15 protein-coding genes are annotated in these 19780 nt (G+C 35.7%); 14 read left to right on the forward strand and 1 reads right to left on the reverse strand.

Translation table 11 applies throughout. The features are described 5' to 3' along the window. Positions 1–47 precede the first annotated feature (47 nt). The 6 genes from ACTB0X_RS02175 to ACTB0X_RS02200 all read left to right on the forward strand — a co-directional run bounded on the left by ACTB0X_RS02175 (position 48) and on the right by ACTB0X_RS02200 (position 7836). On the forward strand, positions 48–1019 hold the full coding sequence (locus ACTB0X_RS02175; protein WP_463023339.1) for an RES family NAD+ phosphorylase: 972 nt from the start codon (positions 48–50) through the stop codon (positions 1017–1019). A 28-nt stretch (positions 1020–1047) separates the two neighbouring features. Beyond that, the gene (locus ACTB0X_RS02180) at positions 1048–2967 is read left to right on the forward strand and encodes a hypothetical protein (RefSeq protein ID WP_463023340.1); all 1920 of its coding nucleotides are present in this window, start codon (positions 1048–1050) and stop codon (positions 2965–2967) included. After that, positions 2964–4142 carry a hypothetical protein gene (locus tag ACTB0X_RS02185; RefSeq protein ID WP_463023341.1) on the forward strand — a complete coding sequence of 393 codons (1179 nt, stop codon included), beginning with the start codon at positions 2964–2966 and terminating at the stop codon, positions 4140–4142. The genes ACTB0X_RS02180 and ACTB0X_RS02185 overlap by 4 nt, the downstream gene beginning before the upstream one ends. Then, positions 4142–4981 carry a hypothetical protein gene (locus ACTB0X_RS02190; protein ID WP_463023342.1) on the forward strand — a complete coding sequence of 280 codons (840 nt, stop codon included), beginning with the start codon at positions 4142–4144 and terminating at the stop codon, positions 4979–4981. Before ACTB0X_RS02185 ends, ACTB0X_RS02190 begins: the two co-directional genes overlap by 1 nt. Before the next feature lie 243 nt (positions 4982–5224). Further along, on the forward strand, positions 5225–5860 hold the full coding sequence (locus tag ACTB0X_RS02195) for a 7-carboxy-7-deazaguanine synthase QueE (protein WP_463023343.1): 636 nt from the start codon (positions 5225–5227) through the stop codon (positions 5858–5860). Between the two features lie 11 nt (positions 5861–5871). Further along, on the forward strand, positions 5872–7836 hold the full coding sequence (locus ACTB0X_RS02200; protein WP_463023344.1) for an OmpA family protein: 1965 nt from the start codon (positions 5872–5874) through the stop codon (positions 7834–7836). Here the strand turns inward: ACTB0X_RS02200 and ACTB0X_RS02205 are convergent. Then, on the reverse strand, positions 7833–8297 hold the full coding sequence (locus ACTB0X_RS02205; RefSeq protein ID WP_463023345.1) for a hypothetical protein: 465 nt from the start codon (positions 8295–8297) through the stop codon (positions 7833–7835). The genes ACTB0X_RS02200 and ACTB0X_RS02205 overlap by 4 nt on opposite strands. Positions 8298–8561: 264 nt before the next feature. Here ACTB0X_RS02205 and ACTB0X_RS02210 point away from each other — a divergent pair, with 264 nt between their 5' ends. From ACTB0X_RS02210 to ACTB0X_RS02245, 8 genes are read left to right on the forward strand one after another with little or no spacing between them, the layout of a single operon-like run. Further along, the gene (locus ACTB0X_RS02210; protein WP_463023346.1) at positions 8562–9824 is read left to right on the forward strand and encodes a c-type cytochrome; all 1263 of its coding nucleotides are present in this window, start codon (positions 8562–8564) and stop codon (positions 9822–9824) included. Between the two features lie 39 nt (positions 9825–9863). Then, positions 9864–12962: a TAT-variant-translocated molybdopterin oxidoreductase gene (locus tag ACTB0X_RS02215; RefSeq protein ID WP_463023347.1), complete on the forward strand. Its 3099-nt coding sequence runs from the start codon at positions 9864–9866 to the stop codon at positions 12960–12962. Positions 12963–12991: 29 nt separating this feature from the next. Then, entirely contained in the window at positions 12992–14371 is a 1380-nt protein-coding gene (gene nrfD, locus ACTB0X_RS02220; protein ID WP_463023348.1) for an NrfD/PsrC family molybdoenzyme membrane anchor subunit, read from the forward strand. A gap of 19 nt (positions 14372–14390) precedes the next feature. Next, entirely contained in the window at positions 14391–14918 is a 528-nt protein-coding gene (locus ACTB0X_RS02225; protein WP_463023349.1) for a DUF3341 domain-containing protein, read from the forward strand. A gap of 21 nt (positions 14919–14939) precedes the next feature. After that, positions 14940–15599 (forward strand): c-type cytochrome, encoded by a 660-nt coding sequence (locus tag ACTB0X_RS02230; RefSeq protein WP_463023350.1) that lies wholly within the window; start codon positions 14940–14942, stop codon positions 15597–15599. 26 nt (positions 15600–15625) lie between these two features. Then, positions 15626–16885: a quinol:cytochrome C oxidoreductase gene (locus ACTB0X_RS02235; RefSeq protein ID WP_463023351.1), complete on the forward strand. Its 1260-nt coding sequence runs from the start codon at positions 15626–15628 to the stop codon at positions 16883–16885. 25 nt (positions 16886–16910) lie between these two features. Then, positions 16911–17969 carry a cytochrome c oxidase subunit II gene (locus ACTB0X_RS02240; protein WP_463023352.1) on the forward strand — a complete coding sequence of 353 codons (1059 nt, stop codon included), beginning with the start codon at positions 16911–16913 and terminating at the stop codon, positions 17967–17969. Between the two features lie 33 nt (positions 17970–18002). Continuing rightward, the gene (locus ACTB0X_RS02245; protein WP_463023353.1) at positions 18003–19766 is read left to right on the forward strand and encodes a cytochrome c oxidase subunit I; all 1764 of its coding nucleotides are present in this window, start codon (positions 18003–18005) and stop codon (positions 19764–19766) included. Positions 19767–19780: the final 14 nt, after the last annotated feature.

Consider the following 19780-nt stretch of genomic DNA (forward strand, 5'->3'; position numbering starts at 1 on the left):
GCACAAAATATTACATGGATCAATTTTCAGCACCCGAACTTAACAAAATGGAAGAAAGTTATAGAAGGAAAGTTCAATCTCTCATTGAGAATTGTCTTTATTGCCAACCTTATGATGAAGGGGAAGTGGTTTGGATTCATGGAGAGAGAAGAGAATTAGAAGATTTACTTTATGAAGTAGAAGTGCCTGAAAAATACTGGGATAACGTCATAGAGCATTTATGGTGTCCATATTGTGGATTTTCAGATTTTGAATTTGGTGTAGATGTAGGAGTTAAAACCAAATTTGACAAAGAAGTTGATTCTCATATGGATAAAGTGACTGCTTTATACGGTAGTGATGTTAAAAAGTTTGAAGAGTTGCTAGAGTCTTATCCTTTGTTAGCTTACACAGATAAATTTGGTAAGAGAATTAAACGAGAAATCAATGACAAGAAACTGCCAACCATTACAATTGATGGTAATTTCTTTAGGGCTAGGAAAGTTGAAAATTCTGAAGTGTTACTAAGTCCAAAAATGTATAATCCACCAATTGGGAAATCGCAAGAAGGTCGATTTAATCATGCAGGTCAAAGTCATTTATATTTAGCTAATGACAAAGAAACTGCAATACGAGAAGTTGTTTCTGATGAAAAACCTGTACTTGTATGGTATCAACAATTTAATATCTCAGAAAAAATAGAAGATATACTTGACCTCTCTTTTGATTGGAGTTATTTAACCCCTTCAACATCTGCTCTACTTTTATCATTAAAAGTACATGACACAATAGGTAGATCAGATCGAAACAATGAGTATTGGAGACCCGATTATTATCTGACAAGGTATATAATGGACTGTGCAAAATATCATGGTTATAAAGGAATAAAATACAATTCAACCAAAGATTATTTCAATTTTGATCTAGTTCTTTTCTATCCTGAGGCAATAAAAATAGAAGCTTTGGGAAAACCAAGAGTTGAGATTTTTCTCAACAAGAATGAGGAGGAGGAATTAAGAAGAGACCTCTTGGATATATAGAGGTTCAATAATTTCAAACATTTATAATATGTCTTTTTCAATTCGTCAAATGTATTCTGCTTTTAACATCCTTAAATTATTAAGGAAAACAGGGCAATTCCACCAATGGCTTAAAGAAAGCCACCCTAACAAAGATGCTAGCGAGCTATATAAAGGCTATTGGTTTGTAATATACAGTTGTATTAATAATATAATTGATGAAATTGAAACTGATACTGATTTCAACCTAGAAAGTGATTTTCTATTCGATTGTTCTACAGCTCATAATATACCGATAGACATTATTGGAAAGAGTGATGGTAAGTATGAAGATTGTGAAAAACTAAGGGTTTTAAAGAGCATAAAGCCCTTGGTAAAGGCAATCTTTAAAGCTGAAACTTTTGACGCCTTGGAACGAAAATTATTAGCTTTTGAGGAACAAGTTTCTGAACCGTTCTTTTCACTATTTAATGAACATCTTTTCACCACAGAGCAATGGAAACATAGTAAAGAAAAGGCATTGCAATTCCTCCAAATTGACTACCTCCATACTTTTTTAAATCAGTTTGGAGGTATTGGTCCTTATGCCAATTCTACCAACTGCATAACAACGAAAGTGGTTAGACGTAAGCAATATCTGACGTTCTTAGAAGGTTATGCTTTTACTATTCAATTTTTATGGACTCAAACTATTGGTCAAGAAAAAGTAAATAAGACAGCATTAAAGAGTATCCATTTAGTCGATTCTTGGGCGGACTATAAATACAAAAAAGAGCGAAAAACACTCAGCGACATATTTAGTAATAATAAATTTGAACTAACGGAACAAAGCAGTTTGGAAAGTTATTTCTATTGGATAAAAGATGAAATTACAGATCCTTTAGGCGAGGAGTATGGGATTCTTCCTTATAGAACAGAAGATTATATTTTCTTTAACAAAGAAAAATATAACAAAGGGAAGGTTTTTTCAAGCTTATTGAAGCCAATGACAAAAGGTCAGATAGTAAAAAAACTGAGTTGGAATGAGAAAATTAGCGAGACACTTTATTGGTTTAATTTAAGAGTTGATAACAGAGGAGAAGGTTCAAGATATGAACCGTCTACTTCTTTTCTTATTGCTCTATCAGGTACAGTGGCGTTGCACGACCCCGACAAAAGTGAATTTGCAAAAGTTATTGTCGTTCGATTCATTCATCCATTAAAAAATAAAGAAGGTCAACATGATTTTAGTTATGGAGTTGTTGAAGATACAAAGTCTGTAACTCTTCACTATCACAGTGAATGGAATCTTTTTCAAAATGCTTGTTCAGATTACAAAGCCAACGAATACGTTTACATTGAAAAGCAGATTTCTAAATATGAAAAAGCAGATAGGTTAGATGTTAGAGAGTTAGTCATTCCTTTGGAAGAATTTAAAAAATATACAGAGGATTATGTTTTGGTAAGAAAGGATTATGATCGCAAGAAAGAAGATGATCTAATTAATGTTGTTTTGCCTGATGCTAGGGCTTACCTCTTAGAGTTGTTTGCCTATTACGTTTTTACTAAATCAACCGATTATAAAGGGTTTAACATCAATTTAAATGCGGACAGTAGAAATGGTAAAGGGGAAAAAGATATTGTTTTAGAGAATGCAGATGAAGTAATACTGATTGAATGCAAAGTAACGCTTGATAACAGTGATCTTTCTCAATTGATAACTGACTTGAAAAGTAAATTGAAGACTTACACACAAGGAAAGAAATCTATTCAGTTGTGGGGTTGGAATAAAATTTCTAAAAAGAGCCAACAGTTTTTGGATGCAGCTGTAAAAGAAAACACGGAATTGAGTTATGTAATTGTTAGCGACACTAATTCTTCTCCCTTATTACATGGCGTGAGTCTGAGGCAAATAAAAGATGCGATGAAGTACACAGAAAAGGAGCATTTCAATTGGGAAAGTTTTGAAATTGATGGGTTGATAGAATGAGAGATAGAAAATTGGAAGATGATTTAGCCACCATTCGCTTTGATGTTTTTAAAACAGCAGCAGACAGAAAACTTTGGTCAAAACATTTAGAGTATGCTCAACGAAGAATCGATATTTCTGAGGAGGAAAGAGTTAGCTTAATTGAAAGCTTACAATTTTTAGAAAAAGAACTAGGTGCTTCTTTTTTCAAAAACACAAGAGGTTCGAATCCTATTGAGCAAAGAATTACAGGCTTCAAAGAAGAAATAATTGAATTCGCAAATAAGCTAAAAAGGATTAAAGATAGTGGCAGCAATTTATCATACCTAATCAAGGAAAAATTAATTCCCAATAAGGCTTGTTGGAGAGAAGGGAGACATTTTTTTGATATATCAAGTTATTTCATTGAAGCAGGTTTCAATGTAAACTTCTTGGAAGAGAGACCTCCTTTTAGAATGCCTGATTTAGAAATTATAAACCCAATAAATGATGATTCATTTTATGTTGAGGTCACAACAATGAATGAGGATATGAAGAGATTAAATAAACGCATGATTCAAAATTTCCTTTGGCGTAACTGTTTTGATGTGCCTCCTAGAATTCCTTATTCCTGTAAAGTTATAAAGGATATAAGTGATAATGATTTATTAGAGTTGCAAGGGGTTATTATCGACTTGAAAAGGGAAGCTATTGAAAAGGAGAGTTTAGTAAAGTTCTCAGATGGGAATATTCAGATTGCTATGACGAATCAGTCTAATATAAAAGAATTAGAATTATGGGCTAAAGATAATAATGACAACAAATTAGAGATAACAGGTTTGTCATTTCAATATATCGATACTCATAGAATAGCAAATAATAAAATTAAAAGAAAAGCAGATCAGATTCCATCTGATAAGAATGGTATGCTTTATATTCATGTTGAACCACTTTACCTCATGACCTCTAATCCAATAGAAATAATTGAATCGTTTCAACAAAGGATGAAAGGTTTGAAAAACCTATTAGGAATTACACTGTACACCTCTCTTGGAAATAAGGTAAAAGATATTTTCGCAAAGGAAGAGGGCAACTTTTATAGTAATAAAATGATGAATGAAAGACTATCGAGAGAATTACTGTTTATTTATAATAATGATTGCAAAACTGTCCTTGCACAGGGCACAATTGATAAGATCTATAAGTCTTTTAATTAATGAATAAGAAAAAATCAATATCATCTGAAATAGATCAGGTTTTTGCCAAATTAATTGAGGAGGAATTCAACCCTTGTACTTGTCAAATTTTTAAGCATTCTGACAAGGGAAAGATGCTCCCTTATGGATCAGGAGTTTTTGTTCAAATAAGTTGTCGGTTTTTTCTGTTTACGGCATCTCATGTTATAGAAGGGATGTTAGATACGAATCAGCTTTATTTTCGTATTCGCTCGGGATTTGTTTCTATTGTTGGAGAAGTACAAGAAACAGACCTTACTGTTGATAGTACAATAGATTTAGCTTATGTATTATTGGATGAAAGAATTGTAAAGGAACTTAAGCAAGGGTATAAATTCATACCTCTTTCGAAGCTTAGAGTTCACAATAAACTTTTAGATGCAAGTCAATATTGTGTAATCGGTTTTCCTGAAAAAAATAAAAAATTAGAAGAAGATAAACTTAAAACGGGAACATCATCTTACTTTGTCCGACCAAGTAAAGAGAAGGTTTACGAGTATTATGGATTCAATAAGGACTCTTGTTACATTTTCGACTTTATGGGGAAAGGAACCGACATTAGAACAGGTTATGCTCATAAAATAAACACTGATGTGCATGGAATTAGTGGTTGTGGGTTATGGTTAGTTATTTTGGACGAAATCGATGGTAAGTATATCGCAGATTTTCGACTGATAGGAATAATGACTGAGTTTAGAAAAGGAAAGTATCATTGTTTGATTGGCAATAAATTGGAGCTTTTGTTAGGCCAACTCAAGAGTGAAGGATTTATTCAAGTTCGAGAAAAGAAAATGTATTATAAGGTTACAAGATTGGATTAGTATAATACGAAACCACATCTGCTATTACAATATAAAAGTGCAACTCAAAAGTTTCCTATAACAAGTCTCTCTTATTTTTTAAGTTATTTTGTTGTGAATTAAGTTACTCATTAAAGTATTTATTCGACACCAAGCCTTTTTTAAAAACCGTTCAAATCTTTCTCTCCCACCCCGCATAACATTAAAAAGAAAAGATAGCTAGGGCTACCTTTTTTTTGTTTCTTTGATGTCTCATTTTAATTTATGAATCGACTACAACAAAAAGACTTAGTAGAGAAAGGAGAGAAACTGCCAGTAATGGAGTATTTCTATACCATTCAAGGTGAAGGTTACCAATCTGGTAAAGCGGCTTATTTTGTCCGTTTGGGTGGATGTACCGTTGGATGCCATTGGTGTGATGTAAAAGATAGCTGGGAAGCTACAGATCATCCGCTGATGGATGTTGCGGAAATCGGCAATCTTACTTTAGAAGGAAAGTCTGATTTAGTGGTGATTACTGGTGGAGAGCCGGTAACTTACAATTTAAATCCATTAACAAAACAGCTCAAATCCTTGAACAAGTATTTGGCTATGGAGACTTCTGGGGCTTTTCCATTGACTGGCCAATGGGACTGGATTTGTCTTTCCCCAAAGAAAAATAAGCCACCACAAGAGGAGTTTTACCAATTGGCACACGAATTGAAAGTAATCATTTTTAATAAAGATGATTTCAAATGGGCAGAGCAACATCGAGCTAAAGTGAATTCGGATTGTAAATTGTACTTGCAAGTGGAATGGAGTAAATCCGATAGTATGATGCCCTTAATTGTAGAGTATGTTAAGAATAATCCAGAGTGGGCTATTTCAGTGCAATCCCATAAATACATTGACGTTCCTTAAATAAAATATATATGAAGCTTCAAAAAATTAGTTTTCTATTTGTGTGTCTAATTATGGTTTCTTGCCAAGTAATTAACGCTCAAAGTTCAGCATACTCCAATACAGATAAGAAAGCCATTAAGCTTTTTGAGGAGGCGAAAGCATTTTATCAAAATTATCAGTTGCCAGAGGCCATAGAAAAGTTGAATGAGGCCATTGAAAGAGAACCAAATTTTGTAGAAGCCTATACTTTAAAAGGGTATGTTTTTATTGATAGTAAAAACAATGAGGAGGCTTTAAAAAGTTTCAAGAACGCAGTTCGAATTAATCCAAGTTTTGCTGCAAGCACGCTATACTTTGTGGGGCAATTAGAATTAGAAAATGGGGAATATGTAGAAGCAGAAAAATATTTTCAGCAGTTTCTGAAAGCGCCGGTTGCCGATCCAAAAATGCGAAATGATGCATTTGCTAAAATTGACGGATTAAATTTCGCCATGGAAGCCATAAAGAATCCAGTCCCTTTTAATCCAATTAATTTGGGTGAAGGAGTGAATTCCAAGTATCCAGAATATTTTCCAAGCTTAACTGTCGATGGTGCTACAATGTTATTTACAAGGCAGTTGCCAGCTCCTAGTTCACCTGTAAAGTACAATGAAGATTTTTACATCAGTGAGTCGGTTAATGGGAAATGGATGACAGCAAAAACGCTTGGAAGTCCAATTAATACCGAAAATAATGAGGGTGCTCCTTCATTATCTGCTGATGGGCAATTGCTAATTTTTACTGCTTGTGAGTTGTATGGCGAATATGGTGGTGGCCGAAAAGGATTGGGCAGTTGTGATTTATTTTTTAGTCAACGTGTGGGGAACAGTTGGAACAAGCCAATGAATTTAGGAACCGACATCAATTCTAAAACTTGGGAAACACAACCATCGTTTAGTGCAGATGGCAAAACGCTGTATTATATCAGACGAGTAAAGGAAAAGAACGGCAATACGCACAGTGATATATTTTTATCTGAATTGGATGATGAAGGGTACTGGAAAAAGCCAACGCGACTTCCTGATTATATCAATACGCAGAAGAACGAAGAATCAGTTTTTATTCATCCTGATGGACAAACACTATATTTTGCTTCAAATGGCCATCCAGGTATGGGTGGATTGGATATCTACATTACTCGTAGAACTGAAAATGGAGAGTGGGGATTACCTGTTAATATTGGCTATCCGATAAATACGTTTAAAAATGAAAATTCGATTCTTATTTCTCCTGATGGAAAGAAGGCTTATTTTGCTTCAGATCGAGAAGGTGGTTTTGGAGGGTTGGATTTGTATGAATTTGAATTGCCTAAAAATATTCAGCCGCAAGCGGTTTCCTACTTAGCTGGAAAAGTAATTGATGCAGAAACTAGACAGCCATTAGGAAGTAAATTTGAGTTATATAACCTAGAAAATGAGGCATTGGTAGTTTCTTCACTTTCAGATGCAGAGAATGGTAAGTTTTTAGTTGCCTTGCCTTTATCTAGGAATTATGCATTGAATGTTTCAAAGCCTGGCTATTTATTTCACTCTGAAAATTTCACTTTAAAGGAGAATAAAGATGACAAGCCATACACTAAGAATATTGAATTGAAGCGAATCAAAGTTGGCGAAAAAGTTGTTTTGAAGAACATCTTCTATGCTACTGGTAAGTTTAACCTTTTGGGAGAGTCCAAATCTGAATTGAAGAAACTAGTTGAGTTTTTGGAAAAAAACAGCGCTATAAAAATCGAGATTGGTGGACATACAGATAATGTTGGCTCTGTTGCGTTGAATCAAGAATTGTCTAATAATCGAGCGAAAGAAGTTTATCAGTATTTGATAGACAATGGAATTGCGGCAGCAAGATTGAGTTATAAAGGGTTTGGTGCCAACGAGCCAGTTGCTTCAAACGACACAGAAGAAGGCCGATCGCAAAACAGAAGAACTGAATTTAAGGTGATTGCAATCAATTAAAAGTTTGCAATAATATCATCCTTGATGACAAAAGAACCTGGAAAAGCGTCCATCATTTCGTCATGAAATCTTATTACCTCAATCCTGTTTTCAAAATCACCAACTCTAATTTTGAAGTTAGGCTGTTGATAGATTAGATAGGTTGGAACGTCAGGGTATATCTTTAGAAAATTACTTTGTGCATTAATGGCTTCAATGCGCGCTAATCCTGAATGTATTTGTACTCTGTAACCGATATCCTTTTTGGTGTTGTTGTATTTTTGAACCAATACCCCAATGTTAACATCTTCGTGAATTTCAATTTTTCCAGAATCAACTGCAATAGGACTAGGTTTTTTTGATAGGTTGACAGCAGTGGAAGATTCTAACTTCAGTTGCGACGGAGCTTGATTAGTGTTGATTTGAGCATTTAAACTCATTACAGTAAAAACCGTACTTAATAAGAGACCTATCTTTTTCATATCTAAATTTTGTGCAAACCTATAAAATTCATGCCAAAGAAATAGATTTTACTTGAAATTCTATGTTGATTCTATACTTGTAGTAACTAAAATATTGTAAATTTTGCAAGAATTAACAGTTATTTAGAATCATTATAAATTAAGACTCCATCTGGTAATTTCACCACAAATAGTAAGGTAAAAGCGATGTTTCTTATAAATTTGCGCCACGTAACAGCATATAATATTCATTTATTTCTGCGACACAAACGTAATACTTTAAATATGAACGCATTTCCACAAAGGTCTATCAAAAACACGTTGTACGGTTTGTTATTTGCAGTGTTGACCCTTTCTGCAACTATTTCTAAGGCTCAAGATGGTGAAAAACTTTTCAAATCTTATTGTGCTTCTTGTCACTACGCTAGCGGCGAACAGCTGGTTGGTCCTGGATTGAAGGGGGTTACTGAGAAATATGAGATGTCTTGGATACTTAAATGGGTTAAGAATTCTCAAGAATTAATCAAATCAGGTGATGCGCAAGCCATCGCTGTTTATGAGAAATTCAATAAGGTTATAATGCCAAATCAGCCTGTTACAGACGATGAAATTCAAGCAATATTTACATACGTGAATGAAAGTGCTGCTGCGGCCGCTGCTGCACCAGCGGCTGGTGTTGCAGGTGTTTCTGCAGATGGAGTAGCTGCTGCGCCGGCTGAGACAACAAGCCCGTATTTGATTTTTATCGGTGCTATTGTTGTGCTTCTAATAGTTATTGGAATCTTAAGAAAAGTAAATTATTCTTTAGCAACCGTCGTTGATAAGGATACAGCAGGTGATGAAAAAGATATGTGGTCTGCCTTGTTAGACTGGGGTGCTAAGAATAGAAAGTTTGTTGTATTGTTGGTATTAGGTCTTATTGTGTTGGTAGCTAAGGCCGGATGGGATGCTGCATTAAATGTTGGAGTTTACACCAATTATCAGCCAGAGCAGCCAATTAAGTTCTCTCACATGGTTCACGCAGGTCAGAATAAGATTGATTGTAACTATTGTCATAGTGGGGCTAGAAATAGTAAGTCTGCAGGGATACCTTCTGCAAATTTATGTATGAATTGCCATACCTATATTAATAAAGGGGCGCAATACGGAACAGAAGAAATTGCAAAAATTTACAAAGCATTGGATTTTGATCCAGTAACTAAAACATACGGTGAAAATACCTCTCCTATCAAATGGATAAAGGTTCACAATTTACCTGATCACGTTTATTTCAATCACTCACAACACGTAACTGTAGGTCAAATCGCATGTCAAAAATGTCATGGGCCTGTTGCTGAAGAGTATACTGTGGCTAAGCAGTTTGCTCCATTAACAATGGGGTGGTGTATTACTTGCCACAAAGAGACGAAAGTACAGACTGAAGGTAATGGGTATTATGATGAAATTCATAAGCGTTTGCCTGAGGATTTAAAAGCAAAATATTTAGAGAACGGTGTTATAAATGTGGATGAGCTTGGCGGTATTGAATGTGCCAAGTGTCACTACTAAAATAAGATTAACGATTCCACAAAGTTTCAATTGATATCTATGGATAAGACTAAAAAATATTGGAAAGGAACTGAAGAGTTGAACAACTCTGCAGATTTTTCAACAGCTAAAAACAACGAGTTTCAAGAGTATTTGCCGACTGAGGAGTTTTTAGGTGATAAAGAAACTTTAGAAAACTCTTCTACATCTAGAAGAGATTTCTTGAAATATTTAGGATTTGGTGTTACAGCTGCATCTTTAGCAGCTTGTGAAACTCCAGTAAACTACGCATTGCCATATGTAGTGAAGCCGGATAGTATAACTCCAGGTATTGCAAACTGGTATGCTTCTACTTTCTCAGATGGGAATGATTACGCGAGTATCTTGGTTAAAACAAGAGAGGGGCGTCCTATTAAAATCGAAGGGAATAAGCTTTCAGAAGTAACTAAAGGAGGAGTTAACGCACGTGTTAATTCATCTGTGCTTTCATTGTATGATAGTACAAGAATTAAGAACCCAATGATTGACGGGGAGAAAATTTCTTGGAGTTCTTTTGATAGTACGTTGAAGAATTCATTGAAGGGCATTGAAGGAAAAGCTGGTCAAGTCAGAATTTTGACTAACACTCTTTTAAGTCCTTCTACTAAATATTTGATTGAAGAATTTAAAGCTAAGTTTCCTGCTACCACTATTGAGCACATTACTTATGATGCAGTTTCATTAAGTGGAATGACGGAAGCGAATGGTTTAGCTTTCGGTAAGAATGTAATTCCTACGTATCATTTTGATAAAGCAAAAGTGATCGTTTCAGTTGGAGCTGATTTCTTAGGAAACTGGATCTCTCCAATACAAATTGCAAAAGAATATGCAATAAATAGAAAGCCAGAGAATGCTTGGATGTCTAAGCATTTCCAATTTGAGTCTAGTTTCTCAATGACTGGTACGAATGCTGATTATAGAACACCAATCAAACCATCTGAGCATGGGAAAGTGTTGGTTTCATTATACAACCAAATTGCAGCTAAATTAGGTGGAAACTCTTTGGGATCATCAACTACATCAGCTGACGAAAATGTGGCAATGGCTGCATCTGCGCTTGTTGCCGCAAAAGGAAATTCTTTAGTTATTTCTGGTTCTAATAACGTGAACGATCAATTAATCGCAAATGGGATTAACAACCTTTTAGGAAACTACGGGAATACTTTAGATTTAGACAATCCATCATTTTACAGACAAGGAGATGATGCTGCTGTAGTTAAATTGGCGAAAGATTTAAATTCTGGTTCAGTTGATGCGATCTTTATAGCAGGAGTAGATCCTGTATATTCAATGCCTGCAGCATTAAACTTTGCAGAAGGATTAGCAAAAGTTAAAATTAGAGTATCATTTGCTACTCGTCCAGATGCCACTTCAGAAGCATGTAATTTTGTAGCTCCTGATAACCATTACCTAGAATCATGGAATGACCATAATCCTGTTTATGGACATTATTCAATATCTCAGCCTGTTATTTCAAAATTATTCGACACCAGACAAATGCAAGACTCATTATTGAGTTGGATGGGTGAAGAAGGTGATTTTTATGGTTACATGAGAAAAACTTGGGAAGCGAAAGCATATCCACAACAAGTAATTAGCTTAAACTTTAATGACTTCTGGAACACTGTAGTTAGCGATGGTGTATTTAAGCACGATCTAAACCCTTCAACTGCAACTGCATTTGTAGGAGATTTAAATGCTGCTGCTTCTGCTATTTCAAAAGTTAGTAAGGCGGATTGGGAAATAGAATTTTATGAAAAAGTTGGGATCGGTTTTGGAGCAAATGCTCATAACCCTTGGTTGCAAGAGTTGCCAGATCCAGTTTCTAAAATTACTTGGGACAACTACATTACGATGAATCCATCTGATGCACGCGAATTAGGTTATGCAACTGCATACGGCGAGCAGAAAGATGCCAATGTAGCAAACATTACAATTAATGGAGTAACCTTCGAAGGAGTGCCAGTGGTTTCACAGCCAGGGCAAGCCAGAGGAACTTTAGGGGTAGCTGTTGGATACGGAAGAACAATTGGAAAAGAAAATCAAATCGTTGGTTTTAATGCATATCCTGCAATTGGCTTAATGGCTGGAACAATGGCTAACTATTCTACTGACGTATCATTTGAAATGGCAGCTGGAAGTCATCAAATTGCTACAACCCAGACTCACCAAACGATTATGGGTCGAGATTCGATAGTTAGAGAAACAACTTTCGGAGCCTTTAAAAATGGAGAGAAAGACGATTACAATCCTGCTCATATGTTAGCCACTCATGATGGACCAATTAAAACAACAGATGCATCGCTTTGGGCGAAACATCCAGTTGAAGATGTTGGACACCGATGGGGAATGACAATTGACATGAATTCATGTATTGGATGTGGATCATGTGTGACTTCTTGTAACTCTGAAAACAACGTACCAGTTGTAGGTAAAGACGAAGTAAGAAGATCTAGAGAGATGCATTGGATGCGAATTGACAGATACTTTAGTAGTGAAGAAGAGCAGAAATCAGAAGATGATAGAAGTTATGGTTTGATGGAAATTGCTGAGGACAATCCTAAAGTTGTTCACCAACCGATGATGTGTCAGCACTGTAACCATGCTCCTTGTGAGACTGTTTGTCCTGTAGTTGCTACAACACATAGTAACGAAGGATTGAATCAAATGACTTATAACAGATGTATTGGTACTAGATACTGTGCAAACAACTGTCCTTATAAAGTGCGTCGTTTTAACTGGTTTAATTACATGGGTAACAGTGATTTTGCCAATATTAATCCATCACAAGATGACTTAGGTCGTATGGTGCTGAATCCTGATGTTACAGTGAGAGCAAGAGGGGTTATGGAGAAATGTAGCATGTGTGTTCAACGAATTCAAGAAGGAAAATTAACTGCTAAAAAAGACAGTAGAAAAGTAATGGATGGAGAAATTCAGACTGCTTGTGCATCTGCTTGTCCTACAGACGCGATTACTTTTGGAGATTTAAATGATCAAGGAACGTTGGTTAGAAAAATCGCAGATAGTGACCGTTCATATAGAGTAATCGAAGAAGTTGGTACAGAACCTAACATTTACTACCAAGTAAAAGTTAGAAATATAGAAGTAGAAGCATAATTTATAGTAATTAGCAAAATAGTAATATAATGCATCAGGAATCAGCAATAAGAGAACCACTTATATTAGGAGAGAAATCCTATAGCGATATTACAAATGATGTGCTTAGACCAATTGTTGGTAAGGCAGATCGTTCGTGGTACATTGTTTTTGGACTAGCTTCAGTTATGGCCCTTTGGGGAATCGGTTGTATCCTATATTTGTTAGGAACAGGTATCGGTACTTGGGGGTTGAATAAAACTGTAGGTTGGGCTTGGGACATTACCAACTTTGTATGGTGGGTAGGTATCGGTCACGCAGGAACTTTGATTTCTGCAGTATTATTATTGTTCCGTCAGAAGTGGAGAATGGCAATTAACCGTTCAGCTGAAGCAATGACGATTTTTGCAGTAATGATGGCCGCAGTTTGGCCTGGTATCCACATGGGTAGAATTTGGTTGGCTTATTTCGTTTTTCCTTTGCCAAACCAATTTGGTTCACTTTGGGTAAACTTTAACTCTCCTTTGCTTTGGGACGTTTTCGCGATTAGTACTTATTTCTCTGTATCATTAGTATTCTGGTACATTGGATTAATTCCTGATTTTGCTACTATTCGTGATAAAGTAACTCAAGTGGTTCCTAAAAAAGTATACGGATTATTAGCATTTGGATGGACTGGTAACGCAAAAGCTTGGAATAGATTTGAAGAGGTTTCTTTGGTATTGGCTGGTTTGGCTACACCTTTAGTATTCTCAGTTCACTCTATTGTATCAATGGACTTTGCTACTTCAGTAATTCCAGGTTGGCATACTACAATATTTCCTCCATATTTTGTGGCAGGTGCTGTATTCTCAGGATTTGCGATGGTAAACACCTTGTTGATTATCATGAGAAAAGTATTGAACCTAGAAAGCTACATTCATGTAAAGCACATTGAGTATATGAACATTGTAATTATTGTTACTGGTTCTATCGTAGGTGTAGCATATTTAACTGAATTATTTGTTTCTTGGTATTCAGGTGTAGAGTATGAATCCTACGCCTTTATCAACAGAGCAACCGGACCTTATTGGTGGGCATATTGGTCAATGATGACCTGTAATGTGCTTTCTCCACAAGTATTCTGGTTTAAAAAATTGAGAACAAACATCACCTTTACATTCTTCATGTCTATTATCGTAAACATCGGTATGTGGTTTGAGCGTTTTGTAATTATTGTGACTTCATTGCACAGAGATTATTTGCCGTCAAGTTGGACGATGTTCCACCCTACATTTATCGATATAGGATGTTTCATCGGAACCATTGGAATTTTCTTCGTATTATTCTTATTGTTTGCAAGATTCTTCCCAGTATTGGCATTGAATGAATTGAAATCAATTTTAAAATCATCAGGAGAGGCTTACAAAAAGCAAACTCTAGAGCATTAATAATATATAATTAAAGAAAATGGCTGATAAAGTTATATACGCAACTTATGATGATGAGCAAGTTCTTTTAAGAGGAGCTAAAGACTTAGTATCAAAAGGAATTTACATTAGAGATGTTTACTCTCCATTTCCAATTCACGGGCTAGATCCGATTATTGGAGTGAAGCAAACTAGAATTGCAATGGCAGCCTTTATTTATGGTTGTATTGGATTGTCATTGGCCGTTTTCGGAATGTGGTATTTCATGATTCAAGATTGGCCAATGAATATTGGTGGTAAGCCAAACTTTACATTAATTGATAACTTACCGGCATTTATTCCAATTTCATTTGAGTTTACCGTTTTATTAGCGGCTCATGGAATGGCATTGACTTACTTCTTAAGAAACTGGACATTACCTGGTGTAAAGGCTAGAAACCCATATCCAGAAACTACAGATGATAAGTTTGTAATGGAATTACATTTGCACGACAATCACGACCAATCAGAAACTGAATTGGAAGAAATGTTATTGGCAACAGGAACAACAAGAATAGAAGCTAGATAAGAAAATTTACGAGGCATAGACATGAAAAATAATAGAATCATAACAAAGGTATTACTTACAGGAGCGCTAGCATCTGTTGTTTTATCATCTTGTGGAGACCCAAATAGCCCAGGGATTGAATACATGCCAGATATGTATCGTTCACCGGCCATTGAAACATATGTAGATTATGAATACCCAGATTCTATGTCTGCGCGAATGCCAGTAGAGAATACCATACCAAGAGGGTATAAACCATACCCATTCGCGAATACGCTAGAAGGTTATGAAGAAGCAGGACAGAAATTGGCTATTCCTTTTAAAGTAACTGATGAAATGTTAGCAAAAGGTGGAGCTTTATATGCTTCTTTCTGCCAGCATTGTCACGGACCGAAAGGGCAAGGTGGTGGCTCAATAAATCATCCTGCTTATAGTGCTGTTCCATCATACACTGATGAAAACAAAACAAGAAGAGGTGGTCGTTCGATGTCTGAGCTTGCTCCAGGTCATATTTACCATACCATCATGTATGGTTTGAATGCCATGGGACCACACGCTCCCCAATTGAATGAAGAGGAAAGATGGTTGATCATTGCATATGTTCAGAAGTTACAAGGGAAAAGTCCTGATGCAGCTAATGTAACTGCAGTGGATAGCACAAACAATGAATCTAATGAAACAGCGGTAAAAACTGCTGAGTAATATAAGAAAGTTAAAAAACAGCTAATATGGACTTCATATTTACAAATAAATCAAAAATCACCTTTGCAATCTTGATGGCAATAGGTTTGATCGCCCTTATCATGGGGATGCCTCATGATGCTGAAAGTAATACTCGATTCTGGGCTAATATTTTAGTGAATGGATTTTTCTTTTTTGGAATCTCACTAGGAACATTGTTTTTCTTAGCATTGCAATATGCTACTGAAGCTTCTTATTTAACCGTATTGAAAAGAGTTTTCGAGGGTATTACACAATACATGTGGGTAGGAGCAATTACATTAATTATATTCTTTTTTGCTTGTTCAATGCATTGGAACCACATCTATCACTGGATGGATCCCGCTGCTACTCATGAATTCGTTATGGAAAGTACAATGGATTCAGGTCATCCTGAGTTTACCAATGAATTGGTAGAAGGAGCTGTGGAAAATCATCATTATGATGAATTAATCGCAGGCAAAACTGCTTATTTAAATCAAGGATTTTTCTGGTTGAGAACCATCGCTTATTTATCAGTTTGGTTGTTCTTTGTGAACTTGTTTAGAAAAAGATCTTTAAGAGAAGATCAAGAAGGTGGAACTAAGATTCACTTTCGGAACATGGTACTAAGTGCTATATTTCTTGTTTTCTTTGCTTATACTTCATCTACGGCCTCTTGGGATTGGTTAATGTCAATCGACGTGCACTGGTTTAGTACCTTGTTTGGATGGTACGTATTCTCTGGAATTTGGGTGAGTGCGATGATTACAATTGTATTGTTAACCCTTTACTTAAAATCTAAAGGTTATTTAGAGGTAGTGAATAAGTCACACATGCATGACATTACAAAATGGATGTTTGCCATTAGCTTTTTGTGGAGTTATTTATGGTTCTCTCAATTTATGTTGATTTGGTATTCAAATATTCCTGAAGAAGTAACTTATTATATGACAAGAATAGAACATTACAAGGGATTGTTCTTCGGAGTTTTTGCTGTTAACTTTATCATGCCAATGGTAATTTTGATGTCTAGAGATTCAAAAAGAAGTATTGGATATGCACTTGTTGTTGGGATAATCATCTTTATAGGACATTGGTTAGATGTGTTCTTAATGGTTATGCCTGGCACAGTTGGTAGCCACTGGCACTTTGGTTTCTTAGAGATTGGTACTTTTTTAGGATTCTTAGGATTGTTCTTATTCACAGTGTTTAGATCGTTAGCTAAAGCACCGCTTGTTGTTAAGAATCACCCTTTCCTTGAAGAAAGTAAACATTTACACATTTAAAAATAAACACTAAAAGGTTTTTGCAATGCTAGATTTGCTAATTATTGTATCGGTTGTATTGGGTATTATTGCTCTTGCTCAATTAATTAAAGTATTGGAACTTGCTGGAAAAGCAAAAGGGGAAAATTCTTGGGATGTTACCGATAAGGATAACAGAACTCAAGCGAGATTAATGCCCGTTTTCTTGGTAGTATATTTCCTTTTCATCATCTATCAAATGTTAGCTTGGGGTAAGTATATTTTACCTGTATCGGCTTCTCACCATGGGGAAACGATTGATAACTTAATGATGACTTCTTGGATCATTATATTCCCAGTGTTTATTTTGACCCATATTTTGTTGTTCTATTTTGCTTGGAAATATTCCTATGATAAGAATAGAAGAGCAGAGTTTTTTCCGCACAGTAATAAATTGGAATTATTATGGACCATCGTTCCAACAGTTGTTTTATCTATATTGATTCTTTACGGTTTGAATACTTGGAATAATATAACAACACCTGTTGCAGATGAAGATAATCCAGTATTAATTGAAGTATATGGGTATCAATTTGGATGGATTGCCAGATATGCTGGAGATGATAGAGCATTAGGAAATGCTAATGTTAGAAATATCGAAGGGGTTAATGCTCTTGGTATGGACTCGACTGATGCAAATGGATGGGATGATAAAATTGTAAGAGGTGAATTTCACTTACCAGTTGATCGACCAGTTCAGTTTATTTTTAGAGCACAAGATGTTATTCACAGTGCTTACATGCCTCACTTTAGAGCGCAAATGAACTGTGTTCCAGGTATGACTACTCGATTTAACTTCATCCCTACGATTACCACCAAAGAGATGAAAGGAATAACTCAGAATGAGGATTTCAACTATATTCTTCTTTGTAATAAAATTTGTGGTGCAGCTCACTACAACATGCAGATGGATATCATTGTTGAAAGCGCAGAAGATTTTGAGATTTGGTTAGCTGAACAAAAAGAATTTTTACCAATGGATGGTAAAGCAAAGGCTTCTGAGAAGGCAACTGAAGAAGTTGTGGAAGAAGTGTTAGATGAAACGGCTACTTCATCAATTAATTAATTTAGTAAATCAGTAAGACTTAAAATAATTTCCATGTCTACACATTCACATCACCACGATAACGACTTTTTGTTCAAGTACATATTTAGTACTGATCACAAAATGATTGCGAAGCAATTCTTACTTACTGGAACTGTAATGGGTTTCATCGGTATGATGATGTCTTTATTTTTTAGAATTCAATTGGGTTGGCCTGGCGAAAGTGTTCCATTGTTGGAAACATTTTTAGGCGATTGGGCTCCAGGTGGAGTTTTGTCTCCTGATAAGTATTTGGCTTTAGTGACTATCCACGGTACCATTATGGTGTTTTTCTTGTTAACTGCAGGATTGAGTGGAACCTTTAGTAACCTATTAATTCCACTTCAAATTGGTGCTAGAGATATGGCCTCAGGCTTTATGAACATGTTATCTTACTGGTTCTTCTTCTTGTCTAGTATTATCATGGTCGCTTCTCTTTTTGTTGAAGGTGGACCTGCATCTGGTGGTTGGACAATTTATCCTCCATTAAGTGCATTACCTGAAGCTATTCCTGGTTCTGGAATGGGGATGACACTTTGGATTGCATCTATGGCAGTGTTTATTGTTTCTTCATTATTAGGTTCATTAAACTACATTGTTACTATCCTTAATTTAAGAACTAAAGGAATGTCAATGACTAGATTGCCATTGACGATTTGGGCATTCTTTGTGACAGCAATTCTAGGAGTACTTTCTTTCCCAGTTCTTTTTGGAGCAGTTTTACTTTTATTATTTGACCGTTCTTTTGGTACCAGTTTCTATTTATCTGATATTTTTATTGCAGGTAAAGCACTAGAAGTTGAAGGCGGTAGTCCAATATTATTCGAACACTTATTCTGGTTTTTAGGTCACCCTGAGGTTTATATTATCCTTTTACCTGCATTAGGTATTACTTCTGAAGTGGTAGCTACTAACTCAAGAAAACCAATTTTTGGATATAGAGCAATGATTGGATCTATTCTAGCAATTGGATTTATTTCGGTATTAGTATGGGGACACCACATGTTTGTTACGGGTATGAGTCCTTTCTTAGGGGCTGTATTTACATTTACTACACTATTGGTAGCAATTCCATCTGCGGTTAAAGTATTTAACTACTTAACTACCTTATGGAAAGGGAATATTCGTTTTACACCAGCAATGTTATTTGCTATTGGATTGGTTTCTACTTTTATTACTGGTGGTTTAACAGGAATTATTCTTGGAGATTCTGCATTAGATATCAATATTCACGATACTTATTTCGTAGTTGGGCACTTCCACATTGTGATGGGATTATCAGGTACCTTTGGTATGATTTGCGGTGTATATCATTGGTTCCCTAAAATGTTTGGTAAAATGCTGGACAAGCGTTTGGGTTTTGTTCACTTTTGGTTGACCATTACCTCTGCTTATGGGGTATTCTTCCCAATGCACTTTTTAGGTTTAGCCGGTGTCCCACGTAGATATTATTCCAATACTGCTTTTCCTTTGTTTGAAAATATGATTGATATCAACGTTACCATTAGTGTGTTCGCTTTAATTGGTGGTGTTGCTCAGTTTATCTTCTTATATAATATGATTTATTCTATATTTAAAGGACCTAAGGCTCCACAGAATCCTTGGAAATCCAATACCTTGGAATGGACTGCTCCGGTAGAGCACCTTCATGGTAACTGGCCTGGAGATATCCCTGAGGTACATAGATGGCCTTATGATTATAGTAAGCCTGGTGCAGAAGAAGATTATATTCCACAAAATATACCGCTTGGGCCTGATGAGAAAGATGAGGGTCATTAAGACTTATTAACACC

The organism is Acidiluteibacter sp. (genome assembly GCF_055129545.1).

Bases quoted from the DNA above. Each gene is read 5' to 3' on its own strand.
- ACTB0X_RS02175 (WP_463023339.1), top strand. From the start codon at position 48: ATGGAAGAAAGTTATAGAAGGAAAGTTCAATCTCTCATTGAGAATTGT.
- ACTB0X_RS02180 (WP_463023340.1), top strand. From the start codon at position 1,048: ATGTCTTTTTCAATTCGTCAAATGTATTCTGCTTTTAACATCCTTAAA.
- ACTB0X_RS02185 (WP_463023341.1), top strand. From the start codon at position 2,964: ATGAGAGATAGAAAATTGGAAGATGATTTAGCCACCATTCGCTTTGAT.
- ACTB0X_RS02190 (WP_463023342.1), top strand. From the start codon at position 4,142: ATGAATAAGAAAAAATCAATATCATCTGAAATAGATCAGGTTTTTGCC.
- ACTB0X_RS02195 (WP_463023343.1), top strand. From the start codon at position 5,225: ATGAATCGACTACAACAAAAAGACTTAGTAGAGAAAGGAGAGAAACTG.
- ACTB0X_RS02200 (WP_463023344.1), top strand. From the start codon at position 5,872: ATGAAGCTTCAAAAAATTAGTTTTCTATTTGTGTGTCTAATTATGGTT.
- ACTB0X_RS02205 (WP_463023345.1), bottom strand. From the start codon at position 8,297: ATGAAAAAGATAGGTCTCTTATTAAGTACGGTTTTTACTGTAATGAGT.
- ACTB0X_RS02210 (WP_463023346.1), top strand. From the start codon at position 8,562: ATGAACGCATTTCCACAAAGGTCTATCAAAAACACGTTGTACGGTTTG.
- ACTB0X_RS02215 (WP_463023347.1), top strand. From the start codon at position 9,864: ATGGATAAGACTAAAAAATATTGGAAAGGAACTGAAGAGTTGAACAAC.
- nrfD (WP_463023348.1), top strand. From the start codon at position 12,992: ATGCATCAGGAATCAGCAATAAGAGAACCACTTATATTAGGAGAGAAA.
- ACTB0X_RS02225 (WP_463023349.1), top strand. From the start codon at position 14,391: ATGGCTGATAAAGTTATATACGCAACTTATGATGATGAGCAAGTTCTT.
- ACTB0X_RS02230 (WP_463023350.1), top strand. From the start codon at position 14,940: ATGAAAAATAATAGAATCATAACAAAGGTATTACTTACAGGAGCGCTA.
- ACTB0X_RS02235 (WP_463023351.1), top strand. From the start codon at position 15,626: ATGGACTTCATATTTACAAATAAATCAAAAATCACCTTTGCAATCTTG.
- ACTB0X_RS02240 (WP_463023352.1), top strand. From the start codon at position 16,911: ATGCTAGATTTGCTAATTATTGTATCGGTTGTATTGGGTATTATTGCT.
- ACTB0X_RS02245 (WP_463023353.1), top strand. From the start codon at position 18,003: ATGTCTACACATTCACATCACCACGATAACGACTTTTTGTTCAAGTAC.